The sequence below is a fragment of the Massilibacterium senegalense genome, assembly GCF_001375675.1.
GTDB classification, from domain to species: Bacteria; Bacillota; Bacilli; order Bacillales; family Massilibacteriaceae; genus Massilibacterium; species Massilibacterium senegalense.
This window is the reverse complement of the sequence record NZ_LN831786.1, coordinates 1,711,851-1,737,630: the sequence shown is the minus strand read 5'-3', so window position 1 is coordinate 1,737,630 and position 25,780 is coordinate 1,711,851. Positions and strand designations below refer to the sequence as shown.

Here is a 25,780-nt window from a genome sequence, read left to right as displayed (position 1 = left end):
TGCTTCCATCCTTTAGTTTTTCTCGAGAATCAATCGCTCCATCGTAGCAAAGCGTTCATCCCAAGTCGTGTCGTGTAAAAATTGTTCTAGTTCTTCCACGTTTAATTGGTTGTGGATTCGTTTCTCGTAATAATCTACAATCGTTTGTTCAAAAGCAGTGGCTGTATCGCAATGTGTAACGAATGGATAATCATTTAAATGTGGAATGCCACTCGTAACGGTTGGTAAGCCAAAATACAAGTATTCGTAAATTTTAATTGGATCTACTGCTTCCGATAATTTGCTCGGTTTAAATGGAATCATTCCAATATGCCAATGTTTCACTTGTTCTTGTAATTCTGAAGGATGCATTTTTCCGTAATAATGCATATTCTCATAATCCTTCATTTTATCTAAAATGTGTTGCGGTGCACCGTAACCGATAAAATGAAGGACAAACTGTTCATTTTTCGCAAGTTGAAACATCAAATCCCAGTCAAACCAAGAATCCGTCATATGACCAAAATAGCCGATATGAATTTTCCCATCTGGTAATGCTTCTTTTAACGCAATATTTTTTTCACCGGATAATGCGGGATTATATCCATTTCCAATAACATGAATCGTTTTATTTAAGTGTGCAAATTTCGTCCCTAACGGTTTACTTACCGCAAAAACGTGGGAAGCACGAACGATACATTGTTCTTCTGATTCTTTCACATACCACGGCGCTTGCCCAGTTTGGTGAAACTCCTCCCACTCATCCATCATGTCATAAATCATGTCGTACCTAAGTTTGTCACAAATAGAAACAAAAATAGGAGCAGGAAACGTAACGAAATACAACTTTTCCTTTGCCTGTTCGAATATGTTAAGGTGATCAATTGTATGATAGAAATCGTAAAGTGGGATTTCATATGTATTTTCGTATACGTTTTGATACGCTTTTTGCAGTTTTTCAGCTGGTTCCCACTGCCACACGACATAGAGAACTAAGTAGCCTTTATGTGCAAAATCTTTTGCTAAGTTAATCGTCCGTTGATTGTACACTTCTTCAAATTCAAGGGCAGACGTAACAACAGCAATTCCTTTATAATCAGAAATGGCTTTTTTTGCTGCAATTTGTTTGTATAAGTTAATTGTTTGTTGAATATGTTTTTTTGGGCTTTTTGTGTAGCCGTATTTGACTAACGAACGGTTGATAGTAGATTGGACAGTTTGGGCTAGTCCACGTTCTTTTATAACACGTAAAACGCGAGAAAAAGTTGACTTCATCGGTAACACCTCGATTTAGTAGTGCAATAATAAATTACTACTTTTATTATTAAATTATTTTTCTATAAAAGAATATGATTAAAATGTGATTATAATAAATGTAATGACTGTTAATGCATCCGGTTTTTACGAAAAAACGAAAGAACATATGTATATTAGAGTGTTTTTATATCAGGAAAGTCCTTTTTTATTTAAAAAAACAATGAAATAAGGAAAACAAATGAAAAAAAACGTTATACATGGTAGTTGTCCACCGTTTTCGGATGTTAAATTTATTATTAAATCGTTTTCCTCTAAAAGAATATCATTAAAATGTGATTATAATAAATGTAATGACTGTTAATGCATCCGGTTTTTACGAAAAAACGAAAGAACATATGTATATTAGAGTGTTTTTATATCAGGAAAGTCCTTTTTTATTTAAAAAAACAATGAAATAGGGAAAACAGATGAAAAAAACGTTATACATGGTAGTTGTTCATCGTTTTTGGATGTTAAATTTATTATTAAATTGTTTTCTCCTAAAAGAATATCATTAAAATGTGATTATAATGAGTGAAATTGGCGTTAATGTTCCAGATTTTACGAAAAAATGAAAAATTCAATGCGTGTTACATTGTTTTTTGAGGCAAAGGCATCTTTAATATCATGTTTATCCGTTAAAACTAGTTTACCTTACCTCTTGTATTTTCATTTTTTTCATTATAATACATTTTAACGTAATGTATCGAAAGCGTTAATATTGTTTTACCCGCAACTTATTATTATTCATTCTTTCGTTTATCATTTTTGGATTATGGTGTAAGATGTTGTGGTACTTAATGATAAAAGAATAGGTGGGGTAATAATTGGTAAAATGGAGCTGGTTATTGTAATGGCTTACCAGACGAACATTAATACCTTATTGATAGATTACCTCCATTACTATTCAATATAAACTTAAAGAAGAACCTTTTTGGTCATTTTAATGATAAATGTATATAATATTAATTTGGTATATACAAATTAATGAGAGTGTAAAATATTTTGTGTAAATAGATTTATTACATTTTCGACATAGAAAAGGGAAGACCCTTTTTGTAGAATAAAGTTAGCGACAAAATTCACAGAAAAGAGGTCTTCCCATGAATAATCTTACTACAGATTTAATCGAAGCACTAGCTCAAAAACAAGATATGGAAGAAGTTTTTCGTTTACATTTAGAAAATGCAATCAATCAGTTACTTAAACATGAACTTACTTGTTTTCTTGATTACGAGCCTTATGAGCGTAAAGGATTTCATTCTGGTAACTCTCGAAATGGTTACTATGACCGTTCTTTTAAAACGGAATATGGCGAGTTAAATCTTCGGATTCCTAGAGATCGTAATGGAGAATTTGAACAACGGACCATCGCTCCTTACAAGCGTTCAAATGATACACTTGAACAGTTTGTTATTCACATGTATCAAAAAGGAATCACAACGTCTGAGATTACAGAACTCATCGAGAAAATGTATGGTCACCATTATTCTAAACAGACGATTTCTAATTTGTCACAATTTGTTGCTGAAGATGTAAAAGCTTTTCACGAGCGTAAGCTTGAAAATAGATATGTATGTATCTATTTAGATGCCACGTATATCCCAATTCGACGTCAAACAGTGGAAAAAGAAGCTGTCTATATTGCCGTTGGCATCACAGAAGATGGAAAAAAAGAAGTGTTAGACTTTACTATCGCACCAACGGAATCTGCACATGTTTGGGAAGAGCTTGTCTATGGCTTTAAACAACGTGGTGTTGAACACATATTACTCTTTATTTCTGATGGTTTAACTGGCATGACGGATGCCCTTCATCGTGTGTATCCTAAAGCGAAACATCAGATTTGTCTTGTTCATGTTTCAAGACAAATTTCTTCCAAAGTACGTGTCAAAGATCGCAAAGAAATTCTTCATGATTTTAAAGCCGTTTATCAATCTGATAACGATGAACTTGCCTGTGAAGCCTTGGAAACTTTTAAACTCAATTGGGAGAAAACGTATCCAAGGGTCATTGGAAATATTATGAATAATCAACCATTACTTGTCTTTTATGATTTTCCGTCAGCTATTCGTCGTAGTATCTATTCAACGAATTTAATCGAAGGATTCAATAAAGATGTAAAGCGTCATGTCAAACGAAAAGAGCAGTTTCCAAATGAAGATTCACTCGAACGCTTTCTTGTCACGCGTTTTTTAGAGTATAATCAAAAATTTTCAATGCGGTGTCATCGTGGATTTGATCAAGCTAGAGCTGAACTTATCGAGATGTTTGATAAGTTAGAAGCTGGTGTAACAGTATAATCCACCATCCTCAACCGGATATACGATAAGTGCTGTGATAAAAATTAGTGGTGGCTGATTGAAGTGCAGCTCGAAAGAGCTACATTTATCTATGGATGGTACCATGGCACAATCCCTTCTAAATTCATATTAATTTAATCTCACTAAAAAGAGACCATAAGTTCAAAGTAAGCAGCCAACGCAGTAAAAAAGACAATCATAATAAGAATTTTTTAAATCGTAATATCGCAATTAACTTAATCTATTAAAAAGGGATTTACACAAAATTCTTGACACTACCAAATTAATCCAAGAAATTTTAGGAAATACTAAGATTAAGTATGTTATTCTAAAATAAAATTCATAAAATAGGAGTTAATTATGATTTTTAAAAATGCATCATATTTATTTATATCGAATGTGGTAATTCGATTAATCACTGCTATAGCGACTATTTTTCTAGCTAGATATATGGGGGCTGAAGAGTATGGTGTTTTTGGGGTTGCTTTAGCTTTTACCTCAATAGCACTTTATTTCACTGATATTGGACTGACTCAAACATATATTAGAGAAGCAACAAAAGAAAATGCTGATGTTGAATTACTTACTTCATCACTATTAAAAATTCGTTTATTATTTTCGATTATAGCAGGCCTTTTGATTTTTTTAATTGTTTCCTTTTTTTATGATTATAACCCAGCGTTACAATGGACTATTTTATTAATTGCTGTTCCAGGCGCATTAGGTGCTGCTCTTCAAGGTGTTGGTATTGCGTATTATCAACTAATTCAAAAAATGCAATTCATAGCTATTATAAACACATTAACTAGTTTATTAATTGTTATCGTTATTACATTATCGATAACATTTCAATTTTCTTTATTTACCCTTTCCTTTTTATATGGTGTTGTAAATATTTTTACAGGTATATTTGCTGTTTGGCTTGTTTTTTATAAAAATATAAAATTTGTGAAAAGGATGAATTGGGATATATTAATTGGTATATCTTCTTTTTTAGTTGGTGGAATGATTGTATTATTAATTCCTCAACTAGGTCCGATATTGCTAGAAAAAGTATCAACTACTCTTGAAGTGGGTTATTATGCAGCATCATATAAAATTCCAGCAGTTTTATACCAAATACCAGGGGTTGTAGCTGTTGCCTTTTATCCTCTTTTATTCCAATTAGGTAATAGAGGCGATTTTGAAGAACATTATAAAAAAAATGTTCTAGAATTAAAAATAATGAATTTGTTAGGTATTGTTATGGCGATTCCATTTTTATTTAATGCAGATTTTTTTATCAATTTATTATTTGGTTCCGAATGGTCTACAGCATCCGATGTTTTAGCTATTTTAATAATTACTATTATTTTTCAATCAATAAATTATCCTTTAGCAGATAGTTTAACAACTTTAGGACTCCAAAATAAAAGAACAAAAATATTAATTGTAGCATTATTTGTTGGTATTTTTTGTTTTTTGTTTTTTGGATCTAAATATGGCTCTGTAGGTGCTGCTATCTCGGCTGTTATTGTGGAGTTGACAATGCTAATTGGATTTACATTCTTTAATAAAAAAGGATTCAAAAAGCTTGTAAATGGGTGTATGTTGAATTTCATAGGTTTTTTACTAGTAATAACTTTATATTATGTAGTAATACCAGATATGAATCCATTGTTATCTATAATGTTTTTTCCAATCCTTTTTTTAGCGATTATTTTTGTTTTAGATAGAGAATTAAGAGAATTAGGACTTGATAAAATAAAAGGAAAAGTTCATTTCAAAGGTGGAAAAAAAAGCTAAAAGGAAATATTGTTATTATGAATTTAGTCATATGTAACTTTTATTGAAGAGGTTGAATGGGAAACATGACACCTTTTCCTTGTAATAAAAATCTATTCAGAAATATAATAGTAAATGGTATAATATTAAAGTCAGTGTATTACTTACTATTAAGGCGGGTTAAAATTGAAGACAACAAATCTTTTTCAAACTTATACTTCAACTAATTATCATACCTACGAAGTTGAACTTAATAGAACGATTTATGACTATACAAAAAGGATTTTAGATGTTTTTTTATCATTAGTTGGTTTAATCATTACGTTTCCAATTGTTATAGTATTTGTAATGTTAATTAAATTAGAGTCACCTGGTCCGGCTTTCTTTATTCAAGAAAGGGTGGGTAAGGATGGAAGGTATTTCAACCTTATTAAGTTGCGTTCGATGGTAATAGATGCAGAAAAAAATGGAGCGCAATGGGCAAAAAAAAATGATTCTAGAATTACAAAAGTAGGATTTTTTATTCGAAAAACAAGAATTGATGAATTACCTCAATTAATAAATGTATTAAAAGGGGATATGAGTTTAGTTGGACCAAGACCAGAAAGACCAGTGTTTACAGCTCAATTCGATGAAGAGATACCTGGCTTTGTAAATCGGTTATTAGTTAAACCAGGTTTAACAGGGTGGGCACAAGTGAATGGTGGATATGATATTACACCTGAAGAAAAATACAAATTAGACATGTATTACATAAAAAATAGAGGTTTCATTATGGACTTTTTAATTTGTTTAAAAACGATTGTGATTGTTTTTACAGGTAATGGAGCTAGATAATCTTAGGAGGTATACAAGGTGAGTAAAGTTTTAGTTACTGGAGGGGCTGGATTTATAGGTTCTCATATAGTGGAAGTGCTTTTGGAAAAAGGTTATGAAGTGGCGGTCATCGATAACCTTTCAACTGGTAAAGTAGAAAATCTAAATTTAACTAATCTTGATTTCTTTCATTGCGATATATTAGATTCTTCTAAATTTCTAACCATTATGGAAGAAATAAAACCAGATTATATCATCCATCAAGCGGCTCAAGTAAGTGTTGCGGAATCTGTAAATAATGTCCTTTTTGATCAAGAAGTAAATATTAAAGGTTCTTTAAATATAATAGAAGCAGCTAAAAAATATAATGTGAAGAAAATTGTTTTTGCATCTTCAGCTGCTGTTTATGGGAATCCTGAGTTTTTACCAATTGATTTAACCCATCCTATTCACCCAACTTCCCCTTATGGACTTTCTAAATTTACAGTAGAGGAGTATTTAAGAATTTCCAAGGAGTTATTCGGTATTGATTATACTGTTTTACGATATAGTAATGTGTATGGACCACGCCAAGATTCTAAAGGAGAAGGTGGAGTGGTTGCTATCTTCTCGGATAAAATATCTAATGGGGAACAACCAACGATTTTTGGTGATGGTAACCAAACAAGAGATTTTATTTTTGTAGGTGATGTTGCAAGAGCTAACGTAGCTGCATTAACGAGCGAAAGTGGTACGTACCATGTTTCCTCAGGAAACTACATAACCATTAATCAATTATTTGATTGTATGATGGGAGCTTCCTCTAATAAATGTGCTCCTATTTATAAAAAAGAACGAGATGGAGACATTAGAAATAGTGTTTTAGATTACACAACAACGTTAGAAAAATTAAATTGGCGTCCATTAGTAACGTTAAAAGAGGGCTTAGATCGAACACTAGAGTTTTATAAAAAGAGCTATGCAAAAATTAATTAAAGATACGATATCTTAAACAACTTTAAGTAACGTAATGTTTTTAAATTTTACATGCAGAAGGATTATTGAAGTAATCTTACCCATAGGTTAGTTTCAACTAATCCTTTTTTGTTTTTTTATCCCTTATTAAAGGTGAGTAAGACCCCAATTTTAAAATATTAAGATAGCTTCGTAAAACAGTTAAGTGGGGAATTGAATTTTTCGTAAAGGTGAAATAAGTTCATCTAACTATCAGTGTAGGAAAAATGATAACCCTAATTGATGGGGGGTTTTTCTTTATTGTTAATGAAAAATAGGGTATTTCGTGTTATCCGTTATCCATTTTTGGAAGATAGATAATTTATGATTAATATTTCTGTATGTTACGAGGTAAAAAATATGAAAAAAACAAATGTTTGTTTTGTGATGCAAAATCTTTCCGGTGGTGGAGCAGAAAGAATTTTAATTAACATATTAAAATTTTTAGATAGAGATAAATTTAACATAAAATTATTTTTGATTGATAAATTTGGAAAGTATTTAAATGAAGTACCAGAAGATATAGAGGTATTCGGATATCGAGATGAGCAAGAAATTGAAGTAAGAAAAACAAAAAAGATTAGTAGAATCAAAAGTGAATTAGAAATATTTAAGATAGCAAAAGTCGCGTCCTCTTTTTGTAAGGATTGTGATTTGGTTGTTGGATATTTAGAATTTGAATCCTCTTACCTTGCAGCACTTATTGGTCGAAAGTTAAATATATCATCTGTTGGATGGATTCATACTTCTTTAGATAATCATTTTCCAAAAGGATTTAGGGGATTTAAGCATCGCATATGGAGTAAATGGTCCTTCCGAAAATTAGATGCCGTTTTTTCTGTTTCTAGAGAAGCTATGGAAATTGCTATTCGTCAATTCCCAGTTCTCAAAAGCAAGATGAATGTCATCTATAATCCAAATAATTTATCTGAGATACGAAAGTTATCTAAAGAGCCAATAACAGAAAAAAATGTTTTTTTAGAAGATGCGTATAACTTGATTGGAGTAGGTCGATTGCTCGAAGTAAAAGGTTTTGATTTACTTATAAAAGCGCACCATCATTTATTAACAGCAGATATTCCAACTAATTTAATTATTCTTGGTGATGGACCTGAAAAAGAGAACTTAAGGAAATTAGCGAAAGATTTATCGGTGGAAAATAGTGTCCACCTTTTAGGGTTCGTATCAAATCCTTATAAATATTTGGAGAAAGCTGATATGTTCGTTTTAAGTTCCAGATATGAAGGGCTACCAACAGTTTTAATAGAAGCAATGGCGTTAGGTAAGTGTACAGTGGCAACGAACTGTCCAACAGGTCCTAAAGAAATTGTTGAAAATGAAAAAAGCGGATTGCTCGTTTATCCAGGGTCATCAGAGGCTATTGCAGAAGGAATTGCAAAAATTATTTCTAATCCAGCATTACAAAAAATGCTACAATTAGAAAGTAAAAAAAGAGCGGAATTTTTTTCAGTCGAACATATTATTCCAAAAATAGAACGAGAATTTTTATCATTAGGGAAAGAAAAATAATAAAATGAACTCGTTGATTACGAAACCGTTAGAAAGGGGGATGATGTTTGTGAAAAACTATAAAATGTCCTTAATCGTTGCCACGTTGAATCGAAAAGAAGAATTGGAATTGTTTTTGAAATCGTTAGAAGAACAACTATACCAAAACTTTGAATTGATTATTGTAGATCAAAATAACAATGATTTATTAAGGGATTTAATTGAAACATATGAGAAAAAGTTTATAATTAAGCATATTAAAATTACAACAAGAGGGTTATCACAAGCTAGAAATATTGGGTTAAAACATGTAGAAGGGGAAATTGTTGTTTTTCCAGATGATGATTGTCTTTATTGCGAAGATACTTTATTAAATGTAAATCAATTTTTTAATGAACATGCACAAAGTGCGATATCTGTAAAAGTTTTGAATACACTTTCTAATGACCAAGTTGGTTATTTTGATAATGAACAAATCCGATTAGATATGGATAATATTATGAAAAAAACGTGTTCTATTTCATTATTTGTGAAGAGAGAAGTAGTAGAATCAATTGTTGGTTTTGATGAAGAACTTGGCGTTGGTTCTGGCACTATTTATGGTTCAGGGGAAGATACAGATTTTGCAATTAGGGTTTTGAAAGAAAGCAAAGATTTTATGTATGTACCTAGCGTACAAGTAAAACATCCATATCCTAATATTTCTTATTCCAACATGGATTATATCAAAGTATATAATTATGCATTAGGTGAAGCATATTTATTGGTTAAGCATCAATTTTCTTACTTAGATAAAGTGAAGTACCTTTCAAGAACTATTTTAAGATTACTTCAATCTGTTTTAGTATTAAATTTTACAAAGAGTAAGTACTATCTAGTCGTATTAAAAGGTAAAATGAAGGGATTAAAATCAAAATGAAAAATGTAGTTTTTGTTGCTGCCAATCCTTTTAATCCTGATCCAAGGGCAGAAAAACAAATGATTAGTTTAGAAAAAAATAATTATCATGTATTTGCCATAGGCTGGGATCGATTTAGCGATCAAGACACAATAGGAAAGTTAGGGGAAAATATCAAAGTCTATCGTAAGGGAATTCCATCAGATTTTGGATTGGGTAAAAAAAATCTCATTCCTTTAATCAAGTGGCAATTTAGTTTATTAAAAATGTTAATAAAACAACGAAAACAATATGATATTATTCATGCTGCTAACTTTGATAGTATTTTACCAAGTTTAATGATGAAACTTTTGTTTCGTAAAAAAGTAACGTACGATATTTATGATTTTTATGTTGATTCTTTTCCGGTACCAAATAAGTTAAAAAAATTAGTTTTAAAATTAGATTGTTTTGCAATTAAAAGTGCAGATGCTATTATTCTACCCACTGAATATAGATTAGATCAAATTAGATGTTCTACATATAAGAAGATTGCTTTTATTCATAATACACCGGATAACATTACCATAAATGGGAAAATAAATAAAAAAACAAACCAACTAGTTATTAGTTATGTTGGTGTTTTACAAAATGATCGTTTTTTAGATGAAATGATTGAAATTGTAAAGAGTGAACCAAAATTCACATTAAACATTGCTGGATTTGGGGTGAGAGAAAAGGATATTTTAAATAATATAAAAGACGCGCCTAATATTCACTTTTTAGGTAAAGTAGACTACTCCAAATCACTAGAAATATCTAACGAGGCGGATGTACTATTTTGTATTTATAACCCAGATATCCCTAATCATAAGTATTCAGCACCCAATAAAATGTATGAGGCAATGATGCTTGGGAAACCTTTATTAGTTGCAAAGAATACTGGTGTTGATAAAATTGTTGACGACGAAAAAATAGGATTTGTAGTGGACTATCATAACATTTCAGATACAAAAGAAGCATTACATGTTCTTTATGAGAATAAACAATTAAGAGAAGAGATGTCTAACAATGCTTTGAATGTGTATGAAAACAAGTACTCATGGAATGAAATGGAAAAGAGGCTATTGGAGTTGTACTCCAGTTTATAATTGATCAATGCATATTCGATACATAGTAATCCTTATGTTTATAAGATGAATCATGTACATGCAATGAATATAAAGTAAGTTGAGGTAAATTTATATGAAGAATTTCTTTTATAAGTATAAAGAATGGTGGAAAAATAACGTTGATTTTTATGTGATTTTTGCTTTCATTATTAGTATGTATGGATTTATTTTTTTAAAACCATATGTAATATGGAACAATCAAACTATATTTTTAGCGCCAGCTTTCCTTTTATATGTTGCTGTTATCGCGATATATGTGTATCGTGAAAAAAATTTATTAGCTGTGCATCGTCCTTTGTTAATTGGTGTAGCTTTGTTGTTATTATTATATACAATTACACTAGGATTTAAAGCATTTTTTATTACAAATGTTTTTACTTTATCATTATTATTGATGGTATTTATTAAAAAAGAAGATTGGGTAAAAATCTTCTCATTCTTTTCATCCATTATAGCTATTTCATATATACCAGGTTTAATTGTTTTTATCTTAATATTGTTAAATATTGATATTAAACCCGAATCTATTATTAATAGTTTCGGAAATAAATATAACCATTATATTGGTTCTGTTATTAGACTCGCACCTTATGGTATTTTACAACGATTTCACGGAATGTTTTATGAACCAGGTGTAGTAGGGACTTGTAGTGCCTTTTTATTAATTGCGGATAATTTCAAATTAAAAAAGCATAGAAATAAAATTCATTTACTTGCAGGAATTTTATCATTTTCTACAGCCTTCTTTATTATTGTTATTTTATATTTATTAGTAGTAAATACAAAGAAATTTTTAATTGTTATTTTGTTATTAGCATTTAGCGTGATGCTAATTCCAGAAAATACAGATTTAGGTCATCAAATTAGGTATAACTTTACCCAAAAATTACCTTTTACAAAAAATGATAATCGTACTACCGATGAATTTGACGTAAAATATCAAGAGTATCTTAATGATTTAACAACTTCCAAATTTTTATTTGGCATAGGTGCAGAAAACTATTATGAAGAGTTCAAAAATACCAAATCTTATAGTTGGAAACAGGAATTTATTATTCATGGTGTCATTTATCTTGTATTTTTGATTGGGTTTATTCTATATGTAGCTTATAAATTTAACAAATTTACGGTATTTTTATTTGCTCTTTTATTTATTGCATCTATTTATCAAAGGCCAGAAGTAGTTAACATATATTCAGTCATTATGCTTTTCGGAGGGATGTATAATATACTTTTAAGCAATCCTCCAATCCAATTTAAATTTTCATTTTCTAATAAGGCTAAATAAACGATAATGAAAATATAAATCGGATAATGTTTGCAGATTTTATTATTAATATGTAGGTGTTTATATGAGAAAAATATTATTTGTAGCTACTGTATATACACATTTGGCAAACTTTCATAAACCATATATGCAATATTTTTCAAATCATGGATATGAAGTTCATGCTTTAGCTAATTCCAACGAAGGCAGAATGAATGAGATAGAAGAATTAGGTGTTGTATGTCATGACTTTGATTTTTCACGTAGCATGTTAAGTTTGGCTCATTTTAAAGCTGTAAAAGATTTATCTACATTTTTTAAGAACACTCATTACGATTTAGTACATGTTCATACTCCTATTGCTAGTTTTTTAACGAGATTTGTATTAAGGAAAAATTCGAGTACGAAAGTTGTTTACACAGCTCATGGTTTTCATTTTTTCAAAGGAGCTCCCTTTATCAACTGGCTTCTTTTTTATCCAAGTGAAAAAATAGCAAAAAAATGGACAGATAGTTTAATTGTGATGAACAGTGAAGATTTTAAAAATGCAGAAAAAATGGGATTTGAGAATGAGAAAAATTTATTTTTTATAAATGGTGTAGGAATTGATTCTAAAAAACTAAAAGAAAATGTTTCAGAAGGATTGGTTAGGAAAGAATTGTCTATTCCTTCTGATGCCATTGTTCTTTCTTGTATAGCGGAGTTAAATGATAACAAAAATCAAATGTATGTTTTGAGGAACTGGAAAACGTTATATCAAAGAAATAAAAATGTGTACTTGTTATTAGCTGGTCATGGTGTGAATGAAGAAAAGTATTATCAGTATGTTAAGGATGAAAAATTACAAAATGTCAAAATATTAGGGTATAGAAGTGATATTCCGAATATTCTAATGGATACAGATGCAGTATTGTTGTTATCTAAAAGAGAAGGTCTTCCAAAAAGTTTGATGGAAGCACTTAGTTTTGGTAAACCGATTATCGGAACAAACGTAAGGGGAACTCGGGATATTGTAAAGGATCAATATAATGGTTTTTTAATTAATTTAGATGATGATACACAACTGATTAATAGCATTGTAACGATTATCAAAGAACCCTCATTAATTAGAAAATTAGGTGAAAATGCTAAAAAAGAAGCTTCAAAATATGAATTAAAAAATATATTATTGCACTATGAAAAAGTGTATCAAAATATGTTAACACAGAGTGCTGATAGTAATCAGAAAGTCAGGTGAACAGAAGGATGAGATATGTAGTTGGTATCGTCTTAGCTTTCTTTACATACTATTATTGTTACTTGCTTCCTACAATGGGGGATTATCAATCATGGTATAACTTAACTTTTATGTTTATAGCTTTAATGACGTTATCTTTAAGTTACTTATATCCTGAGCAAAATTTTAAAAAATATATTAATGGACAGCGAAGTGTCATTATTGTATTGGCCTCATGTTTTATTATCGGATTCTTTTTTTATCCTTTATTAAATATCAATGTGGGTGAAGGTTTTTTGGCTCGTTTAACTGGAAACTTTTATTACCTAACATTAATATTTTTAATGGTTGCTTTTGTTGATAAAAAACGATTTGAACAGGCTCTAAAAGTTACATATTTTTTGTATTTTGTTTATGGTGTTATTCTTACACTGTTTGTTCATCTCAAAATCACTCTTCGAGGGGAAATTATTAACGAAAATGTGGTTGCATTTTTTATGCTTCCGTATTTAACTTATTTATTTATAAATAGTTCCACCCAAAAAGTGAAGTTGATTGTATATGGGTTAGGTTCCTTATTATTGCTGGCTAGTTATGGAAAAACATCTTTTCTCGCCTTTGTACTTCTTCCTTTATTTATATTTGTGGTGAAAAAAGCAAATAATAATTTACGGTATGTTCTATTATTTTATATGATACTTGCGAATGTACTAGTGTTTGTAATTGTTAATTTACCACCTACACTATTTTCGAAAGTAGATGATTTTTTAACGTTTAGACCAATTTTGTGGAAAGAATATATCGATAGCATTGGAGGAATTTCAACGTTCATATTTGGGACAGGCAATGTACTTATTGAGGGATTAGAAAAATATAATTTACCGTATATGCCTCCACATAATAATTTTGTAAGCGTGTTATTTTTTAATGGATTAATAGGTTTGTTTTTGTATATTATGTTTATTATTATGTCCGTACCTAAAAAAGTTAAGAAAATACTTCCAACTGATGCAATTATATTTGTTATGGTGACGGTTCAATTTGCTGAATCATTTATTCCATTTTTTGATTTTTGCTTTTTTATGTTTGTGTTTGCTGTTAATTTATTTATTAGTAGATCTTTACATGAATCAGAGAGGAATAAATATTTAGACAATTTCTAGATTTGATTCTTAATGTAAAAACGTTATAAAGGATTTAGCCTTTATGAACGGAAGATTTTTTTATTATTTTCATTTAAAAATAAGATATAGTTATTCATGCAAAAGAAAATTTCGACGATACATGTCGAATTTCTTTTTGTATGTTTCATTTTTTGACAGAGTAATGCAAATGGTTATAAAAGATAAAAAGGAATGCAAGGAAACCTGCTAATAAGAGGTACCAAGATATAAGAACCTCGAAAATAACAGGTTTGTTCTTGTTTTTTATCTGTATAAAATACCAAAAATTGCGTACAGATAAAAAATTATCAGTTTGTAATAGAGGAGTTTATTGAAAAAGGAAATACTTGGAAGTGGTGTGCAAAATGAAGCTTATTTTTAAAATGGGTATTGCTGTGATACTTGCTCTTATTTGCTGGCAAGTAATCCTTATGAATACAGTGAATGATAGTACAGGATATAAGGGGCATCCGGATTTAGGTAGGATTTATAAAGAAGGTACTTATGTACATGCAACGGAAGGATATAGTCGCACACATATTAATAGTTTAGGAATGAGAGAAGAAGAAATCACTGAAAAAGAAAAGAATGAGTTTCGGATATTGACCTTGGGAGATTCTTTTACAGAAGCATTTCAAGTGCATGATAAATATATGTATTCTACTCAATTAGAAAGTAATCTTAAAAAGGTTAATAATTTTAATGTAAAAACAATAAACGCAGGGAGAAGTGGTGCGTGTCCAGCGCATTATATTCATTTAGCTGATTTTTATCAAAATACATTGCATCAAGATTATACAGTGATACAACTTAATGACGGTGATTTTGTAGAAGATATGTTAGATCAAACAAGAAACTTTTATGTTGAAAAGGATGGAAAAACATTCAAAAGTGTTCATAATCAAGATTTCCAAAGTGCAAACCCATTAGTGCAGAAATTCCCTCAACTAAAATATTTATCAGGGTATACTGTATTTCGTTTGGGGGCGGATAAAGCGCAAAAAATTGCAGCTTCCTCTTCATCTTCTGATTCATCTGATGAAACAACGAACGAAAAACCAACTACTTTCAACTCAAAAGATATTGAAGTTATAAATTATGACTCTTTAGTAGAATGGACAATTGAAGAATTAAAAAAGAAATATCCTAATGTTGTAGTGCTATACATACCGCAAATTAATTATTATGATTTGGAGACTCCTCCTTCTGAAATAGAAACGTTATTGGAAAAACATGCTGCAAATTATGATGTAGATTTTATTAATATGCGAGAAGACTTTATCAGTTATTATGAAGAGTATAAAACTCCAGCGCATGGTTTTCATAATACAACACCAGGAACGGGGCATACGAATAAAATTGGCCATCAACTGATAGCAACGAAATTGTCGAATTTCTTTGAAAGTAGGTTAGTAGATTGATTTTTTCAAGTCTAGAGTATTTGATTTTTTTCATAGTAGTTTTACTTTTTATGATTTTTGTAAAATCAAATAAAATTAAAAAAGGTTTTTTATTAGTTGCTAGTTATTATTTTTATGCATACTGGGATTATCGTTTTGTCTTTTTGATGTTTATTATGTCTTTAGTTAACTATTATTTTGGTCTAAAGATAGAAAATAGTGAAAAACAAAATGTTAAAAAAAATTGGTTAATAACTAGTGTTGTTTTTAACTTAACTATATTAGGATTTTTTAAATATTTTAACTTTTTTATTGAATCTGCTAATACCATGTTGGATAATTTCGGAGTTAGGTTTCCTTATTTGGAGATTATCCTTCCAGTAGGAATTTCTTTTATTACGTTTGAAGTTATGAGTTATACGATTGATATTTATCGTAAAACGAATAAATCGCCTAATAATTTCTGGGATTTAGCTCTTTTGGTTGCATTTTTCCCACACTTAATTGCAGGACCAATTTTAAAACCAAAAGAATTTTTCCCACAATTACAAAAAGAAATTATCATTCGGTGGAGTAATGTCGAAGTTGGTATTCAAATTTTCTTATTTGGTTTAGCAAAGAAGGTATTAATAGCCGATCGATTAGCCTTATTTGTGGGCCCAGTTTTTGACTCTCCTCAAATTTATAGTTCTATTACAATTTGGTTAGCAGTTATAGCTTATGCTATTCAAATTTATTGTGACTTTTCAGGTTACTCAGATATGGCAATAGGATCAGCGAAATGTTTAGGTTTTGATATTCCTAGAAACTTCAATATGCCTTATGTATCTAAAAGTGTGACTGAATTTTGGCGAAGATGGCATATTTCATTATCAACATGGTTAAAAGAATATTTATATATTTCTTTAGGTGGAAACAGAAAAGGTAAAGTGCGTCAATATATGAATCTAATGATTGTTATGTTATTAGGTGGACTATGGCATGGTGCTAGTTGGAATTTTGTAATCTGGGGTGGATTGCATGGTGTTGCACTAGGTATTCATAAGGTTTATATGGATTATATTAGACAGCCTAATCAAAAAGAAAGTTATATGTATAACTTTTTTAGTTGGTTGCTAACTTTTATTTTTATTTGTATAGCTTGGGTATTCTTCAGATCAAAGGATTTTACAAATTCATTAATCATTATTCAAAAAATGTTCTTTATGAATGGAGTAGAAGGGATTAACTGGTATGCTACGTCGTTATTTATTATCATACCTGTTATTGTAATTGCTCATTTTATTGGAAAAAAACTAGGAGATTATGCATATTTTAAGTTAAATACGTTTAAAGGTCTCTTTGTTCTGTTTTTTGTCTTATTTGGTTTATTATTTTTAACTCCAGTTAATTCATCACCATTTATTTATTTCCAATTTTAAAAAGAACATGATATTTTCAAACATACAACCACATAATAGTGTAGTATTTTAGTCATTTTATAAACAATATAATATATACTATATGTTCTGTATTTTTAATAAATAAGTTTGTCTAAAATAATTCTTATTGCGAAAAAATGTTATTTATCCATCATTTTATAGTAAAGACTTCCTCTATCTATGTTACGTTTAAGTAACTTTTTTTAGGGAAGTCTTTTTTTATGAAAGAAAGCTTTTCTAAAGTGTGATTACTGGCTATGTAAAAAAAAAATAAACAATGATATACTCATAGTGTAAAAAATACATAGAAAGGAGGATTTTATTGAACTCACTTAAAAAACTGAATATTGTATGGGTCTCTATTTTATTATTTGTTGTATTTTCTTTTTTATTTCCTGATCTCACTTTTGCTGCAGAAGTAGATTCATCATTGAGTAGTGTAGAAGAAAATTCTTCTGTTTCTAATAACGAATTAGAATTGATTTCAGACACTACTAACGTAGAAGGTGAGACAACTATTGCTAATGATGGAAATGAAGTTGTTCCTGAAGAAACGTCGCCTACTAACCTAATAAGTGGTGATAGCACAAGTGTTACGGAAGAAGAAAATCTTTCTTCTGCTAGTTCAGACTCTAATAGTAACGCACTGGAAGAACAAAGTTTCAATGAAGATGTTGCGGGAGGTACGGTTGAAGTAGAGCCAACTGATAGTACCGTAACTCCTAATGAACAAGACACAATTTCAACTTCAATACAAGAAAATTCAAATATAGATGAAACAATCGTAGCAGAAAATAACGTAGAAGAAACACCAGAATCATTAAATCAAGTTAATGTGACGAATGAAAACAAAATTGCTGTCAATAATACATTAGTTGTAAATACGGTAAATACGCAAACCCCTTATTTCCGTACTATGAATGATGCTGGTATGTATACAAAGTCTGGAACAACTTTCGTAAAAGTTGGTACGTTAAAAAGCGGAAATGAGTATGTAGTGGATCAATATATTGACGATAAATGGATTCGTATAAAAGTTGGAGAACAAGAAATATATGTAGAAAGAGCAAATATTTCTGCATCCACTGGTGAATCTATTGTTTCTTCTTTAATTAATCCGCAAACAGATTTCAACTTTTTCAATGTAATGTACAATGCCAACCAAAAGGTGTATGGACAAGATGGAAAAGAAATGGGCCAATTATTAAAAGATGGAACAATTCGATCATTTGGTTCAGAAGGTTACTATGTATTAGTAGACTTTGGTGGTCGCAAGGGTTATATCAATCGCTATATGGTAACACCAGAGTTTACACAATATCATGGTTATTTCCATGTTTATGGAGACCTCAAGGCGTATAGTGATACAAAAAATTATGTTGGTGTAACGACTTTAAAAGCAGGAGAAGATTATCGAATTGATAGTCATATAGATAATCGTTGGCTTCGAATCAAAGTAGGAGCTCAAACTGCATATGTTGAAAAGCCATATGTTACTCCATCTAACGGTGGACCAATTTTATCTTCTATTTTACAACCAAATACTTATTGGAACTTTTATAACGTAGCTTATTCAACAAACCAAAAGGTATATGGAAAAGAAGGAAATACGTATAAAGAAATTGGTCAATTATTGAAAGGTGGAACAACTCGTTCGTTTGGATCGGAAGATTATTATGTGTTAGTGGAGTTTGGCGGACGAAAAGGATACATTAATCGTTATATGGTAATGCCAGAGTTCACACAATACCATGGTTATTTCCATGTTTATGGAGACCTCAAGGCGTATAGTGATACAACGAGTTATAAACCGTTGACAACTTTAAAAGCAGGAGAAGATTACCGAATTGATAGTCATATAGATAATCGTTGGCTTCAAATCAAAGTAGGAACTCAAACTGCATATGTTGAAAAGCTGTATGTTACTCCATCTAACGGTGCTCCAATTGTAACATCAATATTACGTCCAAATACGTATTTCAACTTCTACGATGTAGTATACAAAGTAACTCAAAAGGTATATAGCAAAGAAGGAAATGAGTATAAGGAAATTGGTCAATTGTTAAATGATGGAACAGGGGATAAAAAAATTCGTTCATATGGCTCGGAAGATTACTACGTATTAGTAGACTTTGGTGGTCGTAAAGGATATATCAATCGCTATATGATCACACCAGAATTCACACAATATCATGGTTATTTTCATGTATATGCAGATCTAAAAGCATATAGTGACACAAGTAACTATAAAGGTGTAACGACTTTAAAAGCTGGGGAAGATTACCGAATTGATAAGCAAATCAATAACAAGTGGCTTAAAATTAAAATTGGTGATGATGTTGCCTATGTTGAAAAGGCATACGTCACTCCATCCAACGGTGCTCCAATTGTAACATCAATATTACGTCCAAATACGTATTTCAATTTCTATGATGTAGCCTACGAAGCCAATCAAATGGTATACAGCAAAGAAGGAAATGAGTATAAAGAAATTGGTCCATTAATGAATGCAGGAGTAATTCGGGCGTATGGCTCAGAAGGTTATTACGTATTAGTAGATTTTGGTGGTCGCAAAGGTTGTATTAATCGTTATATGGTAAAACCTACTTTTGATAATACACATCATCATTTTTATGTGTATGCAGATGTAAAGGCTTATAGTGATATGACTTCATTTAAAGAAGTTACATTGTTAAAAGCAGGCCAAAATTATACGATTGATCAACAAATTAATGATACATGGATACGTATAAAAAATGGTGATATGCACCTATACGTTGAAAAGTATTATGTAACTCCGGCAATAGTTGGAGACCCATATAAAGTAGCTGCATATTATTTACCGCTATTTAAAGATGAAGCAGCAGCTAAAAACACATCTTATCTTGCTTATGCTACTACAGATAATTTACAGAAAATGCTTAACTATGGTAACACTGTTAATGTATTAGAGAGCGATGGTTATGTATCTGTAGTGATGGATGCTTTAAGTGGTAATGTTGGGTGGATGTATAGCGATTATCTAGTAAAAGATTTAAATGCGATTGACTGGCTTGTTAAACAAGGACGAAATCTTCGTCAACAACCAATGGATAATGCAACAAAAGTTGGTTACGTTTCAGAAAATAGCATTGTAAAAGTATTAGATATTGAATATTTACCGAATAATATTAAAACGAAAACGTGGGCAAAAGTGCGTTTAGCAGACGGGCAAGTAGGTTGGATGTGGGCAGCACTAGAAACTAGTGCTCAAGTCTATACGCCATATCGAGATGATAAAGGATTTAACTTAATTCGTTACGATACTCGTTATCCGCAAGGTTCGACTGTATCAAACATTGGCATTTTTACCGATTTACGCACAAAAGCTAATGTAACTGCTGACCAGCTTAATAGTTTTATTCAATATCAAGCTAGTCGTTTTAACGAAACATCAGCAATGCTCGGGATGGGTAGTGCCATTTTAGAAGCTAGCAAGTTAACAGGCTTAAACCCACTTTACATCATGGCACACGCTGGACATGAAAGTGCCTGGGGTACATCTAAACTAGCGAATGGTAAGTATAATTTCTTTGGCATTGGAGCTGTTGATCGTTGTTCATTAGGTACATCTTATGATTGTGCGAATACATTTAGTTCTGCAAAAGACGGAGTTATTCAAGGTGTGAAGTGGATTAACGATCGATACCAAGGAGATACAAGAGCCACTCGTAACAATAACATGATGAAACAAGTGACATTAGATGCAATGGTTTACAATGGCTACCTATATGAATATGCTTCAGACCGTTCATGGCATGTAAAAATTGCTCAGCATATTACTAGTTTTTTAAACTATAAACCAACTAGTAGTATAGTAACTTCACCTACGCCAACTCCTATAGTAAAACCAACTGGACCAATTAAAAAAATTGTGATAGATCCAGGTCATGGTGGCAGAGATCCAGGAGCCGTAGGGAATGATTTGCAGGAAAAGGACCTAACCTTAATATTATCTAAAAAAATAGAGTATTATTTAAATACTTTATATACAGGTCATGAAGTGAAGCTAACCAGAACAAGTGACACATATCCAACGTTAGATGAACGTGTAGCGATGGCAAATAATTGGGGCGCAGATGTATTTGTATCAATTCATTTGAATTCATCTACTTCAAGTGCCTCTGGATATGAAGATATAATTTATTCCAGAAATTTTGCAAGTACTGCTCGTCTTCAGGATATTATGCATCAACAAGTTGGAAATGTTTTTAGTGCAAATAGTCTAACAGTTAGACATAAACGAGAAAGAATAGACTTGCGAGTATTAAATGGTACAAATATGGATGCCATTTTAACTGAAAATGGTTTCATTTCAAATGAAAAAGATATGTCCAAAATGAAACAGGAATCTTTCCAAAATGCAGTTGCTAAAGCGCATGTCAATGCTATTGCAGAATTTCTAAGTTTATCTAGAAAGTAGTTTAAAAGAGATAATCATTTTAATGATGATTATCTCTTTTTCTTTTTAATAGTAGAAGATACCCCTATTTTAATTACTTATATATGTATTTTTACCTAAAAACTAATAGGATATTATGTGTAAAGTAAATAATTAGTGGTATAATCATAGTGAATAATTACATCGAAAGGAGGATTTTATTGAATTCGCTAAAACAATTGAATATTGCATGGATAGCCATTTTTATGTTTACCGTCTTTTTTCTCTTTATTCCTAGATTTGCCTTAGCTTCAGAAATTGATATTATATCGGACAATAACAGTGGGGAAAATGTACAGTTACAACATAATTCATTAGAAGATTCATCCTCTTCAAGTAAGATAGATGAGAATGATAATAGCATAGGTAGTACATATGGTGAATCGAAGATAGTGAATTATAATGAAACTGTAAGTACGAATGAAACAACTAATCAAACGAAAGAAAATTCGGAATCCTCAAACAACGTTATGGAAGAACAAGGACTAAGCGATACGATAGATGAAGGAAAGAGTGAGGAGGAAATTTTTTTAAGTAATCCAAGTAGTAGTGAACAAGAATTAAATTCTACTTCCTTACAAGAACCTTCAGATATAAAAGAAACAAAATCCTTGGATAACAATGATGAAAAATTAAGAACTACGTCAGTTCAACAAGGTGAAGCTGATGAAAACAAGACCGTTACTAATAATGTATTAGTAGTAAATGCAGTAAATGCGCAAACACCTTATTTTCGTGCTACTACTGACGCTGTAATGTATACGAAATCCGGAACAAACTATGTGAAATTCGGTTCTTTAAAAAGTGGAAACGAATATATAGTTGATCAATATATCGATGATCAATGGATTCGTATAAAAGTTGGTGGACAAGAGGTGTACATAGAAAGAAAAAATACTACTTCTTCCACTGGTCAGTCGATTGTTTCTTCTTTAGTGAACCCACAAACGGATTTTAACTTTTATAATATATCGTATAAAGCGAACCAAAAGGTATATGGAAAAGAAGGAAATACGTATAAGGAAATTGGTCAATTGTTGAATGATGGTACGATTAAAGCATATGGTTCAGAAGACTATCATGTATTAGTAGATTTTGGTGGTCGAAAAGGTTACCTTGATCGATATATGGTAACGCCGGAATTCACGAAATATCATGGTTATTTTCATGTATATGGAGACGTCAAAGCATATAGTGATACGAAAAATTACGCAGGTGCAAGTACATTAAAAGCAGATGAAGACTACCGTATTAATAAACATGTAGATAATCGTTGGTTAGAAGTGAAAATAGGCACACAAACCGCATATGTAGAAAAAGCTTACGTAACTCCATCAAATGGGAGTACAGTCATTTCATCTTTACTAAAACCAAATACGTATTTTAACTTCTATGATGTAACATATAAAGCAAATCAAGCGGTATATGGAACTAATGGAAAAGAAATCGGTCGCTTCTTGAAGAGTGGTACGGTTAAAGCATATGGTTCAGAAGATGATTATGTGTTAGTAGACTTCGGAGGCCGAAAAGGATACATCAATCGATATATAGTCAAACCGAATTTTACAAAATACCACGGTTATTTTCATGTATACGGAGATCTTAAGGCATATAGCGATATGAAAAATTATGTAGGTATCACAACATTAAAAGCAGGAGAAGATTATAAAATCACTGGACAAACAGCTGACGGTGTTTGGCTTCAAGTAAAGGTAGGTACAGATACTGCTTATGTTGAGAAAGCGTATGTCACTCCATCGAATGGTGGCACGATTCTTTCATCTTTATTAAAACCAAATACGTATTTCAACTTTTATACTGTAGCTTATAAAGCAAATGAAAAGGTATATGGAACAGATGGAAAAGAAATTGGTCAATTTACCAAAAATGGAAAAATACGTTCATATGGTTCGGAATCGAATTATGTATTAATTGATTTTGGAGGCCGAAAAGGCTATGTGAACCGTAATAATGTAACACCGGAATTTACAAAGTATCACGGTTATTTCCATGCGTATACGGAACTACCAGCGTATAGCAGTACAGCAGCATCTTCTGTGACTACTTATTTGAAAGCGGGAGAAGATTATCGAATTGATAGTCAGGTAGATAATCAATGGATTCGTATTAAAGTAGGTAGTGAAACAGCGTATGTAAAAAAATCAGCTATAACTCCGTCAAATGGTGGCCCTATTGTTTCATCTTTATTAAAACCAAATACGTATTGGAACTTTTATAACATAGTTTATAAAGCAAATGAAAAGGTATATGGAACAGATGGAAAGGAAATTGGCCGATTTACCAAAAATGGAAAAATACGTTCATATGGTTCGGGATCGAATTATGTATTAATTGATTTTGGAGGCCGAAAAGGCTATGTGAACCGTAATAATGTAACACCGGAATTTACAAAGTATCATGGTTATTTCCATGCGTATACGGAACTACCAGCGTATAGCAGTACAGCAGCATCTTCTGTGACTACTTATTTGAAAGCGGGAGAAGATTATCGAATTGATAGTCAGGTAGATAATCAATGGATTCGTATTAAAGTAGGTAGTGAAACAGCGTATGTAAAAAAATCAGCTACTACTCCATCAAATGGCGCACCGATTTTATCGTCTATTTTAAAACCGAATACTTATTTTAACTTTTACAATGTAGCGTACAAAGCAAATCAAAAAGTTTACGGACAAGATGGGAAAGAAATCGGTCAGTTTATGAAAGATGGTATGGTCAAAGCATATGGTTCAGAAGGGTATCATGTATTAGTAGACTTTGGAGGCCGAAAAGGATACATCAATCGATATATGGTCACTCCAGAATTTACAAAATATCATGGTTATTTTTTCGTTTATGGAGATTTAAACGCATATACTAACACGAAAGATTATGCTTCCATAACAAAGTTAAAAGCTGGAGAAGATTATCGGATTGATGGACATGTTGATAATAATTGGCTAAAACTCAAAGTAGGAGATAGAAATGTCTACGTTGAAAAGAAATACGTCACTCCATCGAATGGTGGTTCTATTGTATCATCTTTATTAAAACCAGGTGCTTATTCGAACTTTTATGATGTTGCGTACGCAATAAATCAAAAAGTATATAGTAAGGAAGGGAATAAATTTAAAGAGATTGGTCAACTATTACAAGCAGGTAATATTCGTGCATATGATTCAGAATCCTTTTATGTATTAGTAGACTTTGGAGGGCGAAAAGGCTATATCAATCGTTATATGGTGAATCCAGAATTTACGAACGACCATAAGTATTTTCATGCTTACGCTGATTTAAAAGCATATACAGATACGACTCGCTATTCACCTATTGCAACTTTAAAAGCGGGACATGATTATCATATTGATGCCCATATTGACAATCGCTGGATTCGAATTAAATCTGGTTCTGAAATTGCTTATGTTGAGAAAAAATATGTAACTCCTTCAAAAGGAGAATCTACAATTGGTTCACCAATCTTTATGGTAGTATTAAAGAAAATTGTTATAGACCCAGGTCACGGTGGTAAATTTACTGGTGCTCGTGGTAATGGATTAGCAGAAGAAACGATGAATTTAGATTTAGCTAAACGTGTAGAGTATTATTTAAACACACTTTATTCTGGACATAGTACGTACTTAACAAGAACAAGTAATGTACATTTGGCAGAAGTTCGTAAGGATGATCTAATCAAACGTGCTGAAATTGCTAATAATTTAGGTGCAGATGTATTTGTATCGATTCATTTAAATGCAGGTGGTGGCGCTGGATATGAAGACTATCGTCATGAAGATAAATCAAATGGCGTTGTACTTCAAAACATTATGCATAAACATATTGTTCCAGTTTATACTTCTAACGGCATTAATGATCGTGGTAAAAAGTCTGCTGATTTCTCTGTTCTTCGTAATACAACAATGCCAGCCATTTTAACTGAAAATGGTTATATGGACAATAGTCGAGAAATGGCAAAAATGAAACAAGAATGGTTTAGAAATCAAGTAGCGAAAGCACATGCAGATGGAATCGCAGAATTCCTTGGTTTACGTAGAAAGTAATGTTTAAAGAGGCTGGGACAAAACCCTCCTCTGAACTGAAAAAGCCAGTGAAATTTTACGTTAAGT

Annotated in this window: 15 protein-coding genes; 14 read left to right on the top strand and 1 reads right to left on the bottom strand. The window is 31.2% G+C overall.

Annotated features, from left to right (window positions below; all coding sequences use genetic code 11):
* Window positions 1-12 precede the first annotated feature (12 nt).
* Window positions 13-1,254 carry a glycosyltransferase family protein gene (locus BN1372_RS12000; RefSeq protein ID WP_062199794.1) on the bottom strand — a complete coding sequence of 414 codons (1,242 nt, stop codon included), beginning with the start codon at window positions 1,252-1,254 and terminating at the stop codon, window positions 13-15.
* Window positions 1,255-2,378: 1,124 nt separating this feature from the next.
* Here BN1372_RS12000 and BN1372_RS11995 point away from each other — a divergent pair.
* The 14 genes from BN1372_RS11995 (at window position 2,379) to BN1372_RS11930 (ending at window position 25,714) form a co-directional block, all read left to right on the top strand.
* Window positions 2,379-3,578, top strand: coding sequence for an IS256 family transposase (locus tag BN1372_RS11995; protein WP_062199792.1), 1,200 nt, complete (start codon window positions 2,379-2,381; stop codon window positions 3,576-3,578).
* 360 nt (window positions 3,579-3,938) lie between these two features.
* Window positions 3,939-5,363, top strand: coding sequence for a flippase (locus BN1372_RS11990; protein WP_062199791.1), 1,425 nt, complete (start codon window positions 3,939-3,941; stop codon window positions 5,361-5,363).
* A 165-nt stretch (window positions 5,364-5,528) separates the two neighbouring features.
* The gene (locus tag BN1372_RS11985; RefSeq protein ID WP_062199789.1) at window positions 5,529-6,179 is read left to right on the top strand and encodes a sugar transferase; all 651 of its coding nucleotides are present in this window, start codon (window positions 5,529-5,531) and stop codon (window positions 6,177-6,179) included.
* A gap of 18 nt (window positions 6,180-6,197) precedes the next feature.
* Window positions 6,198-7,133, top strand: coding sequence for an SDR family NAD(P)-dependent oxidoreductase (locus tag BN1372_RS11980; protein WP_062199787.1), 936 nt, complete (start codon window positions 6,198-6,200; stop codon window positions 7,131-7,133).
* Between the two features lie 378 nt (window positions 7,134-7,511).
* Complete coding sequence (locus tag BN1372_RS11975; protein WP_062199785.1) at window positions 7,512-8,681, top strand: glycosyltransferase; 1,170 nt, start codon at window positions 7,512-7,514, stop codon at window positions 8,679-8,681.
* Between the two features lie 49 nt (window positions 8,682-8,730).
* Entirely contained in the window at window positions 8,731-9,579 is an 849-nt protein-coding gene (locus BN1372_RS11970) for a glycosyltransferase family 2 protein (protein WP_062199783.1), read from the top strand.
* On the top strand, window positions 9,576-10,688 hold the full coding sequence (locus BN1372_RS11965; protein WP_062199781.1) for a glycosyltransferase family 4 protein: 1,113 nt from the start codon (window positions 9,576-9,578) through the stop codon (window positions 10,686-10,688). The genes BN1372_RS11970 and BN1372_RS11965 overlap by 4 nt, the downstream gene beginning before the upstream one ends.
* A 94-nt stretch (window positions 10,689-10,782) precedes the next feature.
* Window positions 10,783-11,997, top strand: coding sequence for a hypothetical protein (locus BN1372_RS11960; RefSeq protein ID WP_062199779.1), 1,215 nt, complete (start codon window positions 10,783-10,785; stop codon window positions 11,995-11,997).
* A gap of 64 nt (window positions 11,998-12,061) precedes the next feature.
* Window positions 12,062-13,213 carry a glycosyltransferase family 4 protein gene (locus tag BN1372_RS11955; RefSeq protein ID WP_062199777.1) on the top strand — a complete coding sequence of 384 codons (1,152 nt, stop codon included), beginning with the start codon at window positions 12,062-12,064 and terminating at the stop codon, window positions 13,211-13,213.
* Between the two features lie 8 nt (window positions 13,214-13,221).
* Complete coding sequence (locus BN1372_RS11950) at window positions 13,222-14,355, top strand: O-antigen ligase family protein (RefSeq protein WP_062199775.1); 1,134 nt, start codon at window positions 13,222-13,224, stop codon at window positions 14,353-14,355.
* Window positions 14,356-14,720: 365 nt separating this feature from the next.
* On the top strand, window positions 14,721-15,776 hold the full coding sequence (locus BN1372_RS11945; protein ID WP_062199773.1) for an SGNH/GDSL hydrolase family protein: 1,056 nt from the start codon (window positions 14,721-14,723) through the stop codon (window positions 15,774-15,776).
* A gap of 50 nt (window positions 15,777-15,826) precedes the next feature.
* Window positions 15,827-17,176, top strand: a complete 1,350-nt coding sequence (locus BN1372_RS11940; RefSeq protein WP_147515381.1) for an MBOAT family O-acyltransferase — start codon at window positions 15,827-15,829, stop codon at window positions 17,174-17,176.
* 322 nt (window positions 17,177-17,498) lie between these two features.
* Complete coding sequence (locus tag BN1372_RS11935; RefSeq protein WP_062199769.1) at window positions 17,499-21,638, top strand: N-acetylmuramoyl-L-alanine amidase; 4,140 nt, start codon at window positions 17,499-17,501, stop codon at window positions 21,636-21,638.
* A 179-nt stretch (window positions 21,639-21,817) separates the two neighbouring features.
* Window positions 21,818-25,714 (top strand): N-acetylmuramoyl-L-alanine amidase, encoded by a 3,897-nt coding sequence (locus tag BN1372_RS11930; RefSeq protein ID WP_062199767.1) that lies wholly within the window; start codon window positions 21,818-21,820, stop codon window positions 25,712-25,714.
* Window positions 25,715-25,780: the final 66 nt, after the last annotated feature.

Bases quoted from the DNA above. Each gene is read 5' to 3' on its own strand.
- BN1372_RS11950 (WP_062199775.1), top strand. From the start codon at position 13,222: ATGAGATATGTAGTTGGTATCGTCTTAGCTTTCTTTACATACTATTAT.
- BN1372_RS11955 (WP_062199777.1), top strand. From the start codon at position 12,062: ATGAGAAAAATATTATTTGTAGCTACTGTATATACACATTTGGCAAAC.
- BN1372_RS12000 (WP_062199794.1), bottom strand. From the start codon at position 1,254: ATGAAGTCAACTTTTTCTCGCGTTTTACGTGTTATAAAAGAACGTGGA.
- BN1372_RS11995 (WP_062199792.1), top strand. From the start codon at position 2,379: ATGAATAATCTTACTACAGATTTAATCGAAGCACTAGCTCAAAAACAA.
- BN1372_RS11945 (WP_062199773.1), top strand. From the start codon at position 14,721: ATGAAGCTTATTTTTAAAATGGGTATTGCTGTGATACTTGCTCTTATT.
- BN1372_RS11975 (WP_062199785.1), top strand. From the start codon at position 7,512: ATGAAAAAAACAAATGTTTGTTTTGTGATGCAAAATCTTTCCGGTGGT.
- BN1372_RS11940 (WP_147515381.1), top strand. From the start codon at position 15,827: ATGATTTTTGTAAAATCAAATAAAATTAAAAAAGGTTTTTTATTAGTT.
- BN1372_RS11965 (WP_062199781.1), top strand. From the start codon at position 9,576: ATGAAAAATGTAGTTTTTGTTGCTGCCAATCCTTTTAATCCTGATCCA.
- BN1372_RS11990 (WP_062199791.1), top strand. From the start codon at position 3,939: ATGATTTTTAAAAATGCATCATATTTATTTATATCGAATGTGGTAATT.
- BN1372_RS11960 (WP_062199779.1), top strand. From the start codon at position 10,783: ATGAAGAATTTCTTTTATAAGTATAAAGAATGGTGGAAAAATAACGTT.